Source organism: Arthrobacter zhaoguopingii (genome assembly GCF_009828595.1).
In the GTDB taxonomy this organism is placed as follows: domain Bacteria; phylum Actinomycetota; class Actinomycetes; order Actinomycetales; family Micrococcaceae; genus Arthrobacter_D; species Arthrobacter_D zhaoguopingii.
This window is the reverse complement of record NZ_WPNY01000009.1, coordinates 83,274-98,112: the sequence shown is the minus strand read 5'-3', so window position 1 is coordinate 98,112 and position 14,839 is coordinate 83,274. Positions and strand designations below refer to the sequence as shown.

15 protein-coding genes are annotated in these 14,839 nt (G+C 68.9%); 9 read left to right on the top strand and 6 right to left on the bottom strand.

The genetic code is table 11. The features are described 5' to 3' along the window. The first annotated feature begins 137 nt into the window (after positions 1 to 137). Positions 138 to 632 (top strand): nucleoside deaminase, encoded by a 495-nt coding sequence (locus GVV86_RS12805; protein WP_159615253.1) that lies wholly within the window; start codon positions 138 to 140, stop codon positions 630 to 632. Between the two features lie 56 nt (positions 633 to 688). Here GVV86_RS12805 and xdhC read toward each other — a convergent pair whose 3' ends face one another. The 6 genes from xdhC to uraD all read right to left on the bottom strand — a co-directional run bounded on the left by xdhC (position 689) and on the right by uraD (position 7,338). Then, positions 689 to 1,576: a xanthine dehydrogenase accessory protein XdhC gene (gene xdhC, locus GVV86_RS12800; RefSeq protein ID WP_159615251.1), complete on the bottom strand. Its 888-nt coding sequence runs from the start codon at positions 1,574 to 1,576 to the stop codon at positions 689 to 691. 1 nt (position 1,577) lies between these two features. Beyond that, positions 1,578 to 3,971 carry a xanthine dehydrogenase molybdopterin binding subunit gene (gene xdhB / locus GVV86_RS12795; RefSeq protein ID WP_159803014.1) on the bottom strand — a complete coding sequence of 798 codons (2,394 nt, stop codon included), beginning with the start codon at positions 3,969 to 3,971 and terminating at the stop codon, positions 1,578 to 1,580. Next, a complete protein-coding gene (locus GVV86_RS12790) occupies positions 3,968 to 5,479 on the bottom strand; it encodes a xanthine dehydrogenase small subunit (RefSeq protein WP_159615246.1) in 1,512 nt (503 codons plus the stop codon). The genes xdhB and GVV86_RS12790 overlap by 4 nt, the downstream gene beginning before the upstream one ends. A 73-nt stretch (positions 5,480 to 5,552) precedes the next feature. Then, complete coding sequence (gene pucL, locus GVV86_RS12785) at positions 5,553 to 6,494, bottom strand: factor-independent urate hydroxylase (protein WP_159803013.1); 942 nt, start codon at positions 6,492 to 6,494, stop codon at positions 5,553 to 5,555. A gap of 2 nt (positions 6,495 to 6,496) precedes the next feature. Continuing rightward, entirely contained in the window at positions 6,497 to 6,847 is a 351-nt protein-coding gene (gene uraH, locus GVV86_RS12780; protein ID WP_159615242.1) for a hydroxyisourate hydrolase, read from the bottom strand. Then, positions 6,844 to 7,338 (bottom strand): 2-oxo-4-hydroxy-4-carboxy-5-ureidoimidazoline decarboxylase, encoded by a 495-nt coding sequence (gene uraD / locus GVV86_RS12775; protein ID WP_159803012.1) that lies wholly within the window; start codon positions 7,336 to 7,338, stop codon positions 6,844 to 6,846. Before uraD ends, uraH begins: the two co-directional genes overlap by 4 nt. 304 nt (positions 7,339 to 7,642) lie before the next feature. Between uraD and GVV86_RS12770 the strand changes: the two genes are divergently transcribed. The 8 genes from GVV86_RS12770 (at position 7,643) to GVV86_RS12735 (ending at position 14,835) form a co-directional block, all read left to right on the top strand. Then, positions 7,643 to 8,698 carry an AAA family ATPase gene (locus tag GVV86_RS12770; protein WP_159803011.1) on the top strand — a complete coding sequence of 352 codons (1,056 nt, stop codon included), beginning with the start codon at positions 7,643 to 7,645 and terminating at the stop codon, positions 8,696 to 8,698. A gap of 138 nt (positions 8,699 to 8,836) precedes the next feature. Beyond that, positions 8,837 to 9,703, top strand: coding sequence for an AraC family transcriptional regulator (locus tag GVV86_RS12765; RefSeq protein ID WP_159803010.1), 867 nt, complete (start codon positions 8,837 to 8,839; stop codon positions 9,701 to 9,703). 217 nt (positions 9,704 to 9,920) lie between these two features. Then, the gene (locus GVV86_RS12760; protein WP_159803009.1) at positions 9,921 to 10,487 is read left to right on the top strand and encodes a hypothetical protein; all 567 of its coding nucleotides are present in this window, start codon (positions 9,921 to 9,923) and stop codon (positions 10,485 to 10,487) included. Positions 10,488 to 10,565: 78 nt separating this feature from the next. Then, positions 10,566 to 11,345 carry a 5-oxoprolinase subunit PxpA gene (pxpA, locus tag GVV86_RS12755; RefSeq protein ID WP_246199544.1) on the top strand — a complete coding sequence of 260 codons (780 nt, stop codon included), beginning with the start codon at positions 10,566 to 10,568 and terminating at the stop codon, positions 11,343 to 11,345. Between the two features lie 32 nt (positions 11,346 to 11,377). After that, positions 11,378 to 11,614, top strand: coding sequence for an acetyl-CoA carboxylase (locus tag GVV86_RS12750; protein ID WP_159615232.1), 237 nt, complete (start codon positions 11,378 to 11,380; stop codon positions 11,612 to 11,614). After that, complete coding sequence (locus tag GVV86_RS12745) at positions 11,614 to 12,975, top strand: acetyl-CoA carboxylase biotin carboxylase subunit (protein WP_159803008.1); 1,362 nt, start codon at positions 11,614 to 11,616, stop codon at positions 12,973 to 12,975. Before GVV86_RS12750 ends, GVV86_RS12745 begins: the two co-directional genes overlap by 1 nt. Next, complete coding sequence (locus GVV86_RS12740; protein WP_159803007.1) at positions 12,972 to 13,874, top strand: 5-oxoprolinase subunit B family protein; 903 nt, start codon at positions 12,972 to 12,974, stop codon at positions 13,872 to 13,874. The genes GVV86_RS12745 and GVV86_RS12740 overlap by 4 nt, the downstream gene beginning before the upstream one ends. Next, positions 13,864 to 14,835, top strand: a complete 972-nt coding sequence (locus GVV86_RS12735; RefSeq protein WP_159803006.1) for a 5-oxoprolinase subunit C family protein — start codon at positions 13,864 to 13,866, stop codon at positions 14,833 to 14,835. Before GVV86_RS12740 ends, GVV86_RS12735 begins: the two co-directional genes overlap by 11 nt. Positions 14,836 to 14,839 lie beyond the last annotated feature (4 nt).

Genomic DNA, 14,839 nt, shown 5'->3' with positions numbered 1-14,839 from the left:
ACGGCGGGCAGCCCTTTCCGAGGCCGCTACCCACCAGGTGGACCCGCATTACCGACCCGCAGCCGTCTGTCCGAGCCGCCTGTTCCGTTCCGTATCGGTGGCGCGGAGGGTAGGCTGCCATCGCTTGGGAGGCTCCCATGAGCACCGCAACTCCGGATGAACAGTACCTGCGCGAGGCGATCTCCCTCGCCGTCGCCAATGTCTCCAACGGTGGCGGCCCCTTCGGCGCCGTCGTCGTCACCCCGGACGGCGGCGTCTTCCCGGGCGTCAACCGGGTCACCGCGACGAACGACCCCACGGCGCACGCGGAGGTGGTGGCAATCCGTGCCGCGTGCACCTCCATCGCGTCCTTCGATCTCTCCGGGAGCGTGCTGTACTCCAGCTGTGAGCCCTGCCCCATGTGCCTCGCCAGTGCGCTGTGGGCCCGCGTTGACCGCGTGGTGTATGCCGCGGACCGCAATGATGCGGCCCGGGCCGGCTTCGACGACGCGGTGTTCTACGACTACTTCTCGGCTCCCGTGGAGGAGCGGTCGATGCCCTCGGGCCAGCTACGGCTTCCAGCCTCGGAAGGCCTTGACCACTGCGCGCCCTTCGATGCCTGGGCCGCCCATTCCGACCGCATCCCCTACTAGGCAGGGCATCCCTTACTAGGCAGGCATCGGGCTCTTTCTGCCGGGGGCTTCCCCGACTACCTCGGGTGCGGGCCGGGAACCGCCGCGCCGAATGGTTGAGTGGGCAGCTGACCGGACGCCGGTTCAGGTGCTCCGGACACGTCCGCCTCCCCAAGGGCGAACTTCCTCAGCAGGTCGGCGGCAACACTGATGGCGATGACGGCCGGGGCCTTGCCTTCAAGCCCCGGCAGGCCGATGGGGCAGGTAATCGCGTCGATGGCGGCGTCGCTGTGGCCCTCGGCACGCAGGCGCCGGCGGAACCGTGACCACTTGGCCCGCGAACCGATCAGCCCCACGCTGCCCAGGTCACCGCGGCGCAGCGCCGCATCGCACAGCAGGAAATCCTCGGCGTGGTCGTGGGTCATAATCAGCACGTGCGAGCCGGATGGCAGGGTGCCCAGCACGGTGTCGGGCACGGGACTAGCCGAGAGCCGGACGTCGGCGGTGCCGGCGGCGACGGCTGCGAGCCGTCCGGGGTCAACCTGGTCGGCCCTGCTGTCGATGAGCTGCAGGGTGAGGGACAGCCGCGACAGAATCCGGGCCAGTTCGTAACCGACATGGCCCACCCCAAACACGGCAACCGTCGGCCGGGGAAGGAAGGGCTCGAGGAGGACCCGGACAACACCACCGCAGCACTGCCGCCCGTGCCGGGCGGCCGCGTGCTCGTTAAGGGAGAACTCGAGGGTTTCGGGGACCCCGGTGCAGGCTGCGAGCATCGCCCGCGCCCGCTCGATGACACTCGCCTCGAGGTTGCCGCCGCCGATGCTGTCCCAGGTTGCCTCGGCTCCGACGACCATCTTCGCCCCGGCGTCCCGGGGCGCGTGGCCGCGCACCTCGGTCACCGTCGCGAGTACCCCGGGTGAACGCTCCGCCCGGAGGCCCTGGAGGGCGCTCAGCCAGTCCACGTCACTGCGCTCTCACCGGAGAGGGAACCGGCGCGTCCATCCCCGTCGGCTTCGCTGCCTCGCGGGACGCGGTGCGGGCCCGATCGAGGGCCCAGTAGACGGCCTCAGGGGTGGCGGGGCTGGCCAGTTCGACGCTGCGTCCATCGGGGCCGAAGGCCGCGGCCGCCGAGCGCAGCGCCTCCCGCACACTGAGCGCGAGCATGAGCGGCGGCTCCCCCACCGCCTTCGACCCGTAGATGACACCACTCTCAGTGGCCCGCTCGAAGAGGTGGACCCGGAAATCCTCGGGCATTTCGGAGAAGCTCGGCAGCTTGTAGGTGCTCGCTGACTGGGTGTCCAGGCGCCCGCGGCGCTGCCCCTCGGAGACGTCCCAGCGCAGGTCCTCGAGCGTGAGCCACCCGGCGCCCTGAACGAACCCGCCCTCGATCTGCCCGACGTCGATCAGCGGCGAGAGGCTGTCCCCGACGTCGTGCACAATGTCGGTGCGCAGCAGGCGGTAGGCGCCGGTGAAACCGTCGACCTCGACCTCCGACACCGCCGCGGCGTAGGTGAAGTACTTGAACGGCTCCCCCTGCATACGGACGGCGTCCCAGTGCAGCCCCGGGGTGCGGTAGTAGCCCGCAGCCCAGAGGGACACCCGCTGGAAGTAGGCGTCGTTCACCAGCCCGGCAAAGGGGATCCCGTCGTCGTGGAAGCCGATGCCGGTGACCGTGCCGTCGTCGAACCGGACGTCGTCGGGGTGGATGTTGAGCTTCCGGGCCGCCACCTCGGCGAGGCGATCCCGGATCTGATCGCACGCGTTCCGGATCGCCGCTCCATTGAGGTCCGCCCCGGAACTCGCAGCCGTCGCCGAGGTGTTGGGGACCTTGTCGGTGCGTGTCGGTGCCAGCCGGATGCTGGAGAGCGGAACGCCGAGCGCGGTGGCGGCGACCTGCCGCATCTTGGTGTGGAGCCCCTGGCCCATCTCCGTTCCACCGTGGTTGATCAGCACCGACCCGTCCTTGTACACGTGCACCAGGGCCCCGGCCTGGTTGAAGGCGGTGAGGTTGAAGGAGATGCCGAACTTCACGGGCGTGATGCCCAGGGCGCGGCGGAGGTGGCGGTGGGTGGCGTTGAAGCCGGCGATTTCGGTGCGGCGGCGCTCGACGTCGGCGCTGCCCAGCAGCTGCTCCCAGACGGCGTGCAGCCGCTCGGCGTGCCGGACCGGCTGCCCGTAGGGCGTGCTCTGGCCGGGGGTGTAGAAGTTCCGCCGGCGCAGCTCGGACGGCTCAAGCCCCAGCAGCGGCGCGCAGCGGCCCAGCACCTCCTCGATCACGAACATCCCCTGCGGGCCGCCGAACCCGCGGAAGGCCGTCTGCGAGGTCTTGTGCGTCTTCGTGATCCGGCCGAGCACTTCGATGTTGGGGATCCAGTAGGCGTTGTCGATATGGCACAGCGCGCGGGCCAGGACGGGCTGGGAGAGATCGAGGCTCCAGCCGCCGTCGCTGGTCAGGGTGGCCCGGAGCGCCACGAGCCTGCCGGCGTCGTCAAACCCGACCTCCCATCGAGCGGCGAACGGGTGGCGCTTGCCGGTCAGGGTGATGTCCTGGGTGCGGTTCAGACGCACCCGCACGGGCCGCCCGGTGAGGGTGGCTCCCAGGGCGGCGACGGCGGCGAAGCCGTGGGGCTGCATCTCCTTGCCGCCGAAGGCTCCGCCCATGCGCAGGCACTGCACCGTCACCTGGGAGCTGGTGAGCCCGAGCACGTGGGCCACGATTTCCTGGGTCTCCGTGGGGTGCTGGGTGCTGCTGTGAACGAACACCTGCCCGCTCTCGTCGACATAGACGTAGGAGGCGTGGGTCTCGAGGTAGAAGTGCTCCTGCCCGCCGATCTCCACCTCCCCGCTGAAGCGGTGGGCCGCGGCTGCAAGGGCGGCCCCGGCGTCGCCCCGGGCCACTGTGGGCTGGTCGCCCTGGAAGCTCTCCTTCTCGATGGCCTCGGCGAGGGTGACGATCGACGGGAGCGGCTCGTAGTCCACCTCGACAGCCTCTGCACCGAGGCGGGCGGCCTCGAGGTTTTCGGCGAGCACCCAGCAGACGGCGTGGCCGTAGTACATCACCTCGCTGGGGAACAGCGGTTCGTCGTGCTTAGTCCCGGCATCGTTGATCCCTGGCACGTCGGCTCCGGTGAGGACCCGCACCACGCCGGGCACGCCCAGGGCTGGTGCGGTGCGCAGCTCAGTGACTCGGGCATGGGCGTGCGGGGCCTGCACCGGCCAGGCGTGAAGGACGTCCGAGCTGCGGATGGGGAGGTCGTCGGTGTAGAGGGCGGTGCCGGTGACGTGGAGCGCGGCGCTTTCGTGGGAAACGGGCACGCCGACGACGGGGTTCACGGGGCGGTCTGCGAGGGATTTCACCGGGTCACCTCCAGGGCGGGTGCGGCTGTGGTCTGCGCGTAGAACCGGAGGACCGACTGTCCGAGCATTGCGGAGCGGTAGCGGGCGGTGGCCCGGAGGTCGTCGATCGGGGTGCCCTCGGTCTCCATCACCGCCGCGGCACCGGCGGCGGTCTCCTCGGTCCAGGGCCGCCCCACGAGGGCCTCCTCGGTGCGGAGAGCCCGCAGGGGCATGGCGGCCACCCCGTTCATACCTATCCGCGCCGCGGTGATGACGCCGCCCTCGAGCCGCAGGGCGAAGGCCACGGCGACGCTGGAGATGTCGTCGAAGCGCCGCTTGGCGACTTTATAGAACGCGGTGGTCTCGGCGAGCGGCAGCGGCAGGTGCACCGCGCGCAGGAGCTCCCCGGGCCTGCGGACGCTCTGCCGGTACCCGGTGAAGTACTCGGCCAGTGGCACCTCCCGCTCACCGCCGACGGAGGCAAGAACCACCGAGGCGTCGAGGGCCAGCAGTGCGGGTGCGGTGTCGCCGATGGGTGAGCCGGTGGCGAGGTTGCCGCCGAGCGTCGCGGCGTTGCGGATCAGCCGGGAGGCGAACTGGGGAAAGAGCTGGTTCAGCAGCGGCACCCGGCCGGCCAGGCCGCGTTCCACCTCCGACAGGGTGAGTGCGGTGCCGATCTCGATCCGGTCGGGGCCGAGGGTAAGTACGCGGAGCGGTTCGAGGCGGTCGACGGCGAGCACCAGCGGCGGCCTGCTGTGCCTCAGGTTCACCTCGACCCCGGCGTCCGTCGCACCGGCGAGCACCTGGGCCTCCGGGTTCTGCTCGAGCAGACCGAGGAGCTCGTCCATGCTGCCGGGGCGGAGGAACCGGGAGCCGCCGGACGCCGCCCGCGTGGGCCGGGCCACCGGGGCGGGCCGGTCCTGGCGGCGCAGCAGCGGGTCGTCGTCCGCCGGGGCACCGAGGGCGTAGGCGGCGTCGCGGATGGGCCGGTACCCGGTGCAGCGGCAGAGGTTGCCGCTGAGCGATGAGAGATCGAAGCCGTTAGGCCCGCTCTCGTGGTCGCTAGCGTGTTCCTCCCCCACGACGGCGGTGCCGGTCTCGACGCGCTCGCCGGAGCCGGAGGCGTCCCGCTCGGGGCGGTAATACTCGGCCGCCATGGAGCAGACGAAGCCCGGGGTGCAGTAGCCGCATTGGGAGCCACCGCGTTCCACCATTTCCTGTTGGACCGGGTGCAGGTCCTCGGCCGTCCGGGGGCCGGCTGCCCTGCCGAGGCCTTCGGCCGTCACGACTTCCTGGCCGTCGAAGGCCAGGGCGGGAGGCAGGCAGGCGTTCACCGAGGTCCACCGGGTGCGGCCGTCGCCGTCGGGCCGTGCGACCAGCACGGCGCAGGCCCCGCACTCCCCCTCGGCGCAGCCTTCCTTGGCCCCGGTCAGCCCTTCGGCCCGCAGCCAGTCGAGCAGCCGGAGGTGCGGGGAGATCCCTTCGCAGGGGCGGACCTGGCCGTTGACGGTGATCTGCGTAGCGTCCATGCTTTCCACTCCTCAGCGGTGTGAGCAAAACTATACAACCGGCGGAAAGGGCCTTCCACGATCCGAATTCCAGTCAACAGAAGCCCGAAATAGAGGCCCAGACCTCCGGTTCGCCGGTGCCGCCTTCCCGCTGGACGGTCGCCTCGATGAGGCCGTAGGGACGGTCCGCGGCGAAGAACACCTCGTTGGGGTTGTCCCGCCCGAAGGGCGAGAGGTCTACCAGGAAATGGTGGTTGTTGGGCAGCGACAGCCGGATCTCGCCGATCTCGGGATGGGCCTCGAGGACCTGCTTTCCCATGGTGAACATCGTCTGCTGCAGGGCCAGGGAATGGGTCGAGGCGAACGCGTCGAGGAGGATCCCGCGCACGCTTGAGTACAGGGCATCGAAGTCCGCCTCGAGGCTGGTGTACCGCCAGCGGGCCGTCACATCGGTCGCCAGGATGCGGTCGGTCGTCTCGGGGAGGGTCGTGTAGCGGTCGCGCGGGTAGCCGTGGAACTCCGAGCCCGTCGACTTCAGCACGGTGAGGCCCGAAATTCCGGCGACGAGAGTCCTCCGGCCGCCCTCCACCACCAGCACTGCGGTGCGGGTTTCCGACTTGTTCCGGCTGAAGGAGTGGTCGTGCTCGGAGATCCGCTCCCAGAAATACTGCTCCGCCGCCCAGCGGCCGCCGGTCACCCAGTCAAAGCGTGAGGTGAAGTGCCCACCGAGGCGCATCAGGAACGCCTCGGGGGTTCCGATGCCGTCCCGCGCGAAGGCGTAGATGGTGTTCTTCTGGGTGTCGGTAGCGACGACGTGCGAGTTGTCGCCTTCGGTGTGGGCCCGTTCGAAGTCACCGTGCAGCTGCGAGGTGACGTTGAGGTCCTCGATGCTGTGGCGCGGGGTGTCCCGGGTGATCCGGACGAGCCGGACCTCCGCCTTCCCATACTGGTTGCGGCCCAGCACGATGCGGCCGGTCCCTCCCGACGCTGTGCCGGGCTGCGACGCCGGCTGGTCGGTGTCGCGCTGAGACGTCATGGTCAGCTCCCTCGATAGGTCGAATAAGCGAAAGGGCTCAGGAGCAGGGGTACGTGGTAGTGCTCGGAGTCGCTGGTCACGGTGAAGGTGAGGGACACCTCGGGGAAGAAGGACTCGACTCCGGCGCTCTCGAAATACGCTCCGGTGTCGAACTCGATCCGGTAGACGCCCTCGGGCAGGACGGCGGGGCCGAGGTCCTTACTGCCGAAGTCCTTGATGCGGCCGTCGACGTCGGTGGTCCCCTGTCCCACCTGCTCCCAGTTCCCGCCGGTGCGGCGCAGGAGCCGGGCCGGCATGCCCGCGGCGGGCCGGCCGGTTCCGGTGTCGAGGACGTGCGTGCTCACGGAGCTCACGGTGTGACCACTCCATCCAGCCGGAACAGGGCGATCTCCCGCAGCTGGCCGGCGACGACGGGGCGCTCCTCCTGCGGGGTATGCCTGAGTCGTTCCTGCAGGGCCACGAGGATGTGCTCGGGAGAGCGTCCCGCGGCCCGGATCAGGAACACGCGCCCGAATTTCTCCTCGTACTCGCGGTTTCCGGCGGCGATCCGGCCCGCCGTGTCCCCGGACCCGCCGAGCCCCGACTGTTCCTGCCGCGACAGCCCGGCCTCGGCCGAACTCCCGGCGGGAGGTTCTCCTATCCGTGGGTGGTGCGCGAGGGCGGCGTCGAGTTCGTCGTCCGAGAAGTCGGGTGCTGCGGCCGCTGCGAATGAGGTCAACGCGGAGATCGATTTGAAGGGACGCGCCACCACGATCTCGTCGATCCAGCGTGGAATGTCGAGGCAGAGACGCAGCACCTCAGCGGCGTCGGTGACAGGAGCGGCGTTGAAGTCGGCTAGGCGCATGGGTGTCAGCTTTCCTGGTTTCTCCGCTGCAGCGCTGAACACCCTTGACCATCGACGGAATCGACTTGATTCGATGTTTCTGCAAAGCGGAACTGTATTTTCCCGTCACTGTAACCCCCCTTCCACGGAACGTGTCAACAGTCCTGCGCAGCCATGAAGACCGAGGGAAGCGCTCCATCGACGCCCAATAAATAGCCAGCACCCCGCAGGATCCCGGTACTACAGTGAGACGAACCCGGCTGCAACCGCCGCCGGGGAGTTCTGCGTACGTTCATCGCACGACCACCGCTCCAGGAGAGAAGCAATGGCTGCCAGCCGCAATCCGCTTGACGAACTGCGCGAAACGATCGGCCACCTCGCCGAGCAGATTAAACTGCCGGGCGGGGACCGCGTGGATGACCGGGTGGGTGAGATGTTTGGCCCCAAGCCGGGGCCGGCCCGTCCGCTCTCCGAGTTGCAGGCCGAGCTCGATGCGCTGATCGGGCTGGATACCGTGAAGGAACAGGTGCGGGCGCTGGTCGCACTGCTCCAGGTGCAGGCCCGCCGCAAGGCGCACGGCCTGCCGGAGGTGGCCACCTCGCAGCACCTCGTGTTCCTCGGGAACCCGGGCACGGGCAAAACCACCGTGGCGCGGCTCCTGGCCGAGATGTACCGCGCTGTCGGCTTGCTGCAGAAGGGCCACCTGGTGGAGGTCGACCGTTCCGGCCTGGTCGGACAGTATGTCGGCGAAACCGCACTCAAGACCGACCGGGTGATCCGGCGGGCGCTGGATGGCGTTCTGTTCATCGATGAGGCCTACGCGCTGGCGCCTGAGGATCACCGGATGGACTTCGGGCCCGAGGCGATCGAGGTCCTGCTGAAGCGGATGGAGGACCACCGCCACCGCCTGGTGGTGATCGTGGCCGGTTATCCGCGGCTGATGGAAATGTTCCTGCTCTCGAACCCCGGCCTGCGGTCCCGGTTTTCGCGCGAGATCACCTTCCCCGACTACTCGGTCGACGCACTGGTGGCGATCTTCGGCCAGATGCTCGCCCAGCACGAGTACGTGCTCGAGCCGGGCGCGGACCAGATGCTGCGCCGCATCCTCGCAGGCCTTCACTCCGGCGAGGACTCCGGCAATGCGCGCTTCGCCCGCACCCTGTTCGAGCAGGCGCTCAACCGGCAGGCGCTGAGGCTCTCACTCGATGAGGACCGGAGTCTCGACGCGCTCGACCGGGACGACGTCATGATCCTTACCGGGGACGACCTCGCCGGGGCCGCGCGGGCGCTGGGCGAGGAACCGGAACCGGAACCGGAACCGGAGCCGGGCCCGGCGCCTGCAACCGGACCGTCGCGGTGGTGGCGCTGGCTGATGACCTGAGCGAACCGGAGATCCTCCCGGCGGGCCACCGAATGCGTGCACGCCCGGCCCGCGACACGGAATGCGACTGCATCGGACCGCAATAGTCGGGTGCGCGCCTGCGCTGACGGGCAGGCTTGACGCTGAAGGGGGAAAACCGTGATCGCAGCTCTGAACCAACTCGTCGGACTCATTGAAGACCATCTCACCGAGGACATCGACATCACCGGCCTGGCGGGCAGTCTTGGCACGACGGAATACCACCTCCGCCGGATGTTCTCCTCACTCGCCGGCATGCCGTTGTCCGAATATGTTCGGCGACGCCGCATGGCGGTCGCCGTTGCGGAGGTCCTCGGAGACGGCGATCTGCTGGGAATCGCGGTGCGCTACGGGTATGGCTCCACTGAGGCATTCAACCGCGCCTTTCGAGCGGTGCACGGCGTCAGCCCCGGCGACGTGCGCCGTTCCGGTGGCCCCCTTCGCACACAACCGAAGCTCAGGTTCCGCCTGACCGTTGAAGGGAACACACCCATGGACACCCGCATCACAGATCGTCCGGCTTTCCGACTCGCAGGCCATTCGACTCGTGTGCCACTCATCCACCACGGCGCCAATCCCGCCATCGAGGCCCATATCGCTTCACTGCCCGCAGCCGAACATCTCCGCCTCAAGGAAATGAGCAGCACCGTGCCGGCGGGACTGCTCCAGGTGACTGCTGATGTGGACCCCGACTACACCGAGGGCAGCGAGCTGATCTACCTCCACGGCGTCGCCGTCGGTGAAACTACTCCCGTGCCCGGGGACCTCACCGTCATCGAGGTGCCGGCCGGCGTCTGGGCCGTGTTTCGCACCACGTGCCCGTACCCGGCGGCCCTGCAGGAAACGTGGGCGGCGACCGCCGCCGACTGGTTCCCTTCCAACCCCTGGCGGTTGAGGCCCGGACCCTCGATGGTTGCCGTCATCGACCGCGCCCCCGACTTCAGCACCGCAACGTCGGAGTTATGGCTGCCCGTGGAACGCGCCTAGCCATCGCGGCGCCCCATTCTGTCGCGGGTTTCGATGAACGGGTGTAACGTCGCGGCCACCGCTCGACAACCCACTGCTCCGAAACCCATAAGGACACTGCGGCAGAGGCGGAACAGCAACCGGCCGACCCTTCACGGTACCTAATCCTGAGCGAAGATCACTTGATGTAAATATCGGCGAAATGCCCCAAGATGAAGCCATGGCTGAAAGAGCAGGCATGAGCGAGATAAGCCCAACGGACAGTGTCAGCTTCACCGAGCAGCTCTCCGGCTGGCTCGAACTGCCCTTCCGCCAGGCTGCGGTGCGCCTGGTGCTCCGTGCCTCGATGCCCGGCTGGGAGGCGTTCCGCACCGACCCGCACCACCGGCTGGACGTCGAAGGGACGATCGACATCGACGGGTTCGCCACCGCTCGACCGGTCACCGGCACGCTTGCACTGTTTCCCGACGACGCCGGGGCTGCCGTCGAATACTCCCTCTCCTTCTCCAGCGACGACCACGTCGACCTGCATCTGCGGGGCGCCAAGGCCCAGCGGCCGGGCAGCCCGCGCGCACTCTGGTACGACTTCACCACGACACGCTTCGAGCTGACCGCCCCCGATGGCACAGCATTACGGGGGCTCCTCCGCACCCCGACGCCGCAGGCGCTCCGGTGCCTTGCCTCGCTGCGCGCCACCGCGGAGTCGGTGCCGCTGCGTCTCGGGGCCCTGGGCCGGTTCGGCGTCCACTTCACCGCCGGAGCGGTCAAGGGACTGCTTCCCGACCGTCGGGCGACCCGGCGCTGAAACAGCACATCCTCACCGAATTTTCAAAGCCCCTCCACCCACTGACACCGGGTGGACTACGGGTCTAGCGTAAGGCGCATGACTGATGCACAATCCGGCGTCACTCAGGCACTGACGCCCACCATCAACTCCGACATGGGTGAATCGCTTGGCCTTCACTCGTTCGGCAATGACCTGGCCCTGATGGAACTCGTCGACTCAATCAACGTCGCGTGCGGCTTCCATTCGGGGGACCCGGACGCCATGGCCGACACCGTCTCCGCCGCCGCCTGCCGGGACCTCGGCATCGGGGCCCACCCCGGCCTGCCGGACCTCGTCGGCTTCGGCCGGCGGGAGATGAAGCTGACCCCCAATGAGGTCGAACACCTGATGCTCTACCAGGTGGGCGCGCTCTCGGCCTTCCTGCGGCGGGAGGGCGTCGACCTTCACCACATCAAACCCCACGGCTCCCTCTACGGCATGCTGGCCCGCGACCATCACCTGATGCAGGCCGCCGGGAAGGTCGCAGCCCTCTACGGGGTGCCCTTCTACGGCCTGGCCGGCACCCAGCACCAGGTGGTGTGCGAGAGCCTCGGCATCGAATTCATCGGCGAGCTCTACGTTGACCTCAACTACGGCCCCGAGGGTCAGCTGATCATCCAGCGCAGGCCCGAGCTCACCGACCCGGCAAAAGCGGCCGAACGCGTCCGCCGGGTGCTCGACGACGGCCTCGTTGAAGCCTCGGACGGCACGCTCCTGCGCATCGACTTCACCAGCATCTGCGTGCACTCCGACGCCCCGAACTCACCGGAGGTCGCCGCCGCCGTGCGCGAGGTGCTCTCCGATGCCGGTCGGCCCCAGGAGCCTGCCTCCGCCTGAATCCACTCTCCCCGCTCGGAAGGATCCGCACCATGGCTGACATCATCTCCCCGCTCCCCGGTATTTTCTACCGGAAGCCCGCCCCGGACAAAGAGCCCTTCGCCACCGAGGGGGATCGCATTGAGGCCGGCCAGGCCATCGGCATGGTCGAGATTATGAAGCAGTTCTCCGAGGTCCGCAGCGAGGTCAGCGGCACCCTCGAGAGCTTCGCCGTCGAAGATGCAGGAGCCGTGAACCCGGGCGACGTAATCGCAGTGGTGGCCGAGTAATGACCTTTTCCAAGCTCCTCATCGCCAACCGCGGCGAGATCGCCGTGCGGATTATCCGCACGGCCCGTGAGCTGGGCCTGCAGACGGTGCTGGCAGCCAGCGAACCCGACGCCACCTCCTACGCCGCCGATCTTGCCGACGAGGTGGAGGTGATCGGCCCCGCCGCGGCGGGCAAAAGCTACCTCAATGTCGAGGCGGTGCTCGGGGCCGCCACGGCCACCGGGTGCGACGCCGTCCACCCCGGCTACGGCTTCCTCTCGGAGAACGCCGCGTTTGCCCGCGCCGTCGCCGACACCGGAATGACCTGGATCGGCCCGGCCGCGGACGCCATCGTACTGATGGGCGACAAGTCGCGGGCGCGCCAGGCAGCGGAGGACGCGGGCGTCCCCACCTTCCGCGGCAGCCACGGCAGCCTCTCTCCGGACGACGACGCCGCCGCCATCGCCGAAGAAGTCGGCTATCCGCTGGTGGTGAAGGCATCAGCCGGCGGCGGCGGACGCGGGATCCGCCTTGTCACAGGTCCGGAGGAACTCGAATCAACCCTGGGAATGGCCCGGGCGGAGGCCCAGGGTGCCTTCGGCGATGCGTCGGTGTACCTCGAGCAGTTCGTTTCCGCCGCCCGGCACGTTGAGGTGCAGATCCTTGGCGACGGCGAACACGTGATCCACCTTGGCGACCGCGACTGCTCCCTGCAGCGGCGCCAGCAGAAGGTCGTCGAGGAGGCACCCGCCCCGGGTCTGCCCGAACCGGTGCGGACCAAGATCCTTTCGTCCTCCATCGAACTCGGGAAGCTGTGCGCCTACAGCGGCCTTGGCACCGTCGAGTTCCTCTACGACCCGGTGTCCCACGAGGCGGCCTTCATCGAGATGAACACCCGGCTGCAGGTCGAGCACCCCGTCACCGAGATGATCACCGGCCTCGACCTCGTCCGCGAGCAGATCCTCGTGGCGCGCGACGGTGTGCTCCGCCTGTCCCAGCAGGACGTCACCTTCACCGGCCACGCATTCGAGTTCCGGGTGAACGCCGAGGACCCGGCGAGCAACTTCCTGCCGAGCCCGGGCACGCTGTCCCGCCTCGACTGGCCCGGCGGCCCCGGCATCCGGGTGGACTCGGGCGTCGTCACCGGCTCAGTCGTCGCCCCGTTCTACGACTCGCTGCTGGCCAAGCTCATCGTGTGGGACTCGCGCCGGGAGGACACCATCGCCCGTTCGCTCCGGGCCCTCGACGAGCTTCGCATCGAGGGCGTGAAGACCACCCTGCCCCTGCTGCAGGCGGTGCTTGCCCGCAGCGAGGTGCGCGACGTCGTCCACTCGACCAAGTTCATCGAATCGACCCCCGAGCTACTGGGAGTGACCCCATGACAGACACCGCGGTCCAGCGGACCGATGCACGCTACACCTGGGGCGGGGACGAGTTCCTGTTCGTTGAGATCGCCGAGGCCATGAGCCTTGCGGCGAACTACAAGGCGAACGCGATGGCGGCACTCCTGACCGAGCGCTCCCTGCCCGGGGTGACCGACATCTGCCCGGCGAACGCGTCGCTGCTTCTCCGTTTCAACCCGGACATCATCCCCCCGGACCGGCTGGAGCGCGAAGTGCGCGGTGTTGAGGACGAGGTGGCGCACTCGAGCCACCAGACCCTCGACACCCGCATCATCGAGGTGCCGGTCTGGTACGACGACCCTTACACGCGGGAGACCGGGGCGCGCTTCCGCAAGGGGCACCAGCGCCCCGAGGGCACCGACCTCGACTTCGCTGCCGAGGAGAACGGGCTGGACTCCCCCGCCGAGTTCATCCGGCGCCACCACGAATCGCCCTGGCTCGTCTCGATGGTCGGGTTCGTGGCGGGGCTGCCCTTCATGTTCCAGATCGTGCCGCAGAAGGATCAGCTGGAGGTGCCGAAGTACCTGAGCCCGCGCACCGACACCCCGGCGCTGACGGTGGGCCACGGCGGCTGCTTCGCGTGCATCTACTCGGTGCGGGGGGCCGGCGGGTACCAGATGTTCGGCATCGCGGCGGCGCCGATCTTCGACCCGGCCCAGCGCCTCGGAGACTTCCGGGACTTTATGATCTTCTTCCGCCCCGGCGACATCGTGAAGTTCCGGCCCGTCGAGGAGGCGGAGTACCGGGACATCCAGGCGCAGGTCGACGCCGGCACCTACACCTACCGTCAGGCACCGGTGGTCTTCGACCTCCAACGGGCGCTCGATGACCCCACCGCCTACAACAGAGACCTTCTGGAGCGCCTTCATGGCCATTAATATCCTCGAACCCGGACTCGCGACGACGGTGCAGGACCAGGGACGGCCCGGCTACTACAACGTCGGCATCCCGCAGGGCGGCGCGATGGACTCACTGTCGGCCGAGATGGCCAACGCACTGGCGGGCAACACCGCCGCCGAGGCGGTCCTCGAATGCACCTACCTGGGCCCCAAGTTCACCACCGACGCCGACGCGGTGATCGCCGTCGCCGGCGCGCCCGTCGACCTCAAGGTCAACGGGGAGCCGCAGCCGCAGTGGTCCCGGCTTGAAATCGCCGCAGGCGATGAGGTCTCCTTCGGCATGCTGCGCGGCGGAACCCGGTACTACGTGGCCGTGCAGGGCGGGATCGACGTTCCGGTGGTCCTGGGCAGCCGCTCAACCTACACCCTCGGTGCGGTGGGGGGCTTCGAAGGCAGGGCCCTGAAGGCCGGGGACGTGCTGCCCGTCGGGAAGGCACTGGACGTCGGAACCGGCGGGGCGGAGAAAACCGAGCTCGAGGAGGCGCTGCGGCCCTCCTTCGACAAGGAGGTTACCGTCCGGGTGCTGCCCGGACTCTACGACCACCGCCTCACCGAGGAAGGACTCGACACCCTCCTGAGCGCCACCTGGACGCTGACACCGGTCGCGGACCGCACCGGGCTGAGGTACTCCGGGCCCGACATCGCCTGGAAGCCGCGCGCCCAACCATTCGGTGCGGGCTCCGATCCGTCGAACATCGTTGACGCCGGGTACGCGGTGGGTTCGATCCAGATCCCCGGCGGCAAGGAGCCGATCGTGCTGCACCGCGATGCCGTCTCCGGCGGCGGCTATGCGATGGTCGCCACGGTGATCAGCGCCGACATGGACCTGCTGGCCCGCAGCGCCCCTGGCACGAAGACCTCGTTCCGGGCCGTCACCCTCGAGGAGGCGCTGGCGGCACGGGCCGAGGGGCGGAAGGTGCGCTCGCAGATCTGGGGCTGATCCG

What these genes read in the sequence shown, in the direction of transcription:
- GVV86_RS12770 (WP_159803011.1), top strand. Translation starts at nt 7,643, where the DNA reads ATGGCTGCCAGCCGCAATCCGCTTGACGAACTGCGCGAAACGATCGGC.
- GVV86_RS12740 (WP_159803007.1), top strand. Translation starts at nt 12,972, where the DNA reads ATGACAGACACCGCGGTCCAGCGGACCGATGCACGCTACACCTGGGGC.
- GVV86_RS12750 (WP_159615232.1), top strand. Translation starts at nt 11,378, where the DNA reads ATGGCTGACATCATCTCCCCGCTCCCCGGTATTTTCTACCGGAAGCCC.
- GVV86_RS12745 (WP_159803008.1), top strand. Translation starts at nt 11,614, where the DNA reads ATGACCTTTTCCAAGCTCCTCATCGCCAACCGCGGCGAGATCGCCGTG.
- uraD (WP_159803012.1), bottom strand. Translation starts at nt 7,338, where the DNA reads ATGCGCCTAGCCGACTTCAACGCCGCTCCTGTCACCGACGCCGCTGAG.
- GVV86_RS12790 (WP_159615246.1), bottom strand. Translation starts at nt 5,479, where the DNA reads ATGGACGCTACGCAGATCACCGTCAACGGCCAGGTCCGCCCCTGCGAA.
- GVV86_RS12760 (WP_159803009.1), top strand. Translation starts at nt 9,921, where the DNA reads ATGAGCGAGATAAGCCCAACGGACAGTGTCAGCTTCACCGAGCAGCTC.
- pucL (WP_159803013.1), bottom strand. Translation starts at nt 6,494, where the DNA reads ATGACGTCTCAGCGCGACACCGACCAGCCGGCGTCGCAGCCCGGCACA.
- pxpA (WP_246199544.1), top strand. Translation starts at nt 10,566, where the DNA reads ATGACTGATGCACAATCCGGCGTCACTCAGGCACTGACGCCCACCATC.
- GVV86_RS12735 (WP_159803006.1), top strand. Translation starts at nt 13,864, where the DNA reads ATGGCCATTAATATCCTCGAACCCGGACTCGCGACGACGGTGCAGGAC.
- GVV86_RS12805 (WP_159615253.1), top strand. Translation starts at nt 138, where the DNA reads ATGAGCACCGCAACTCCGGATGAACAGTACCTGCGCGAGGCGATCTCC.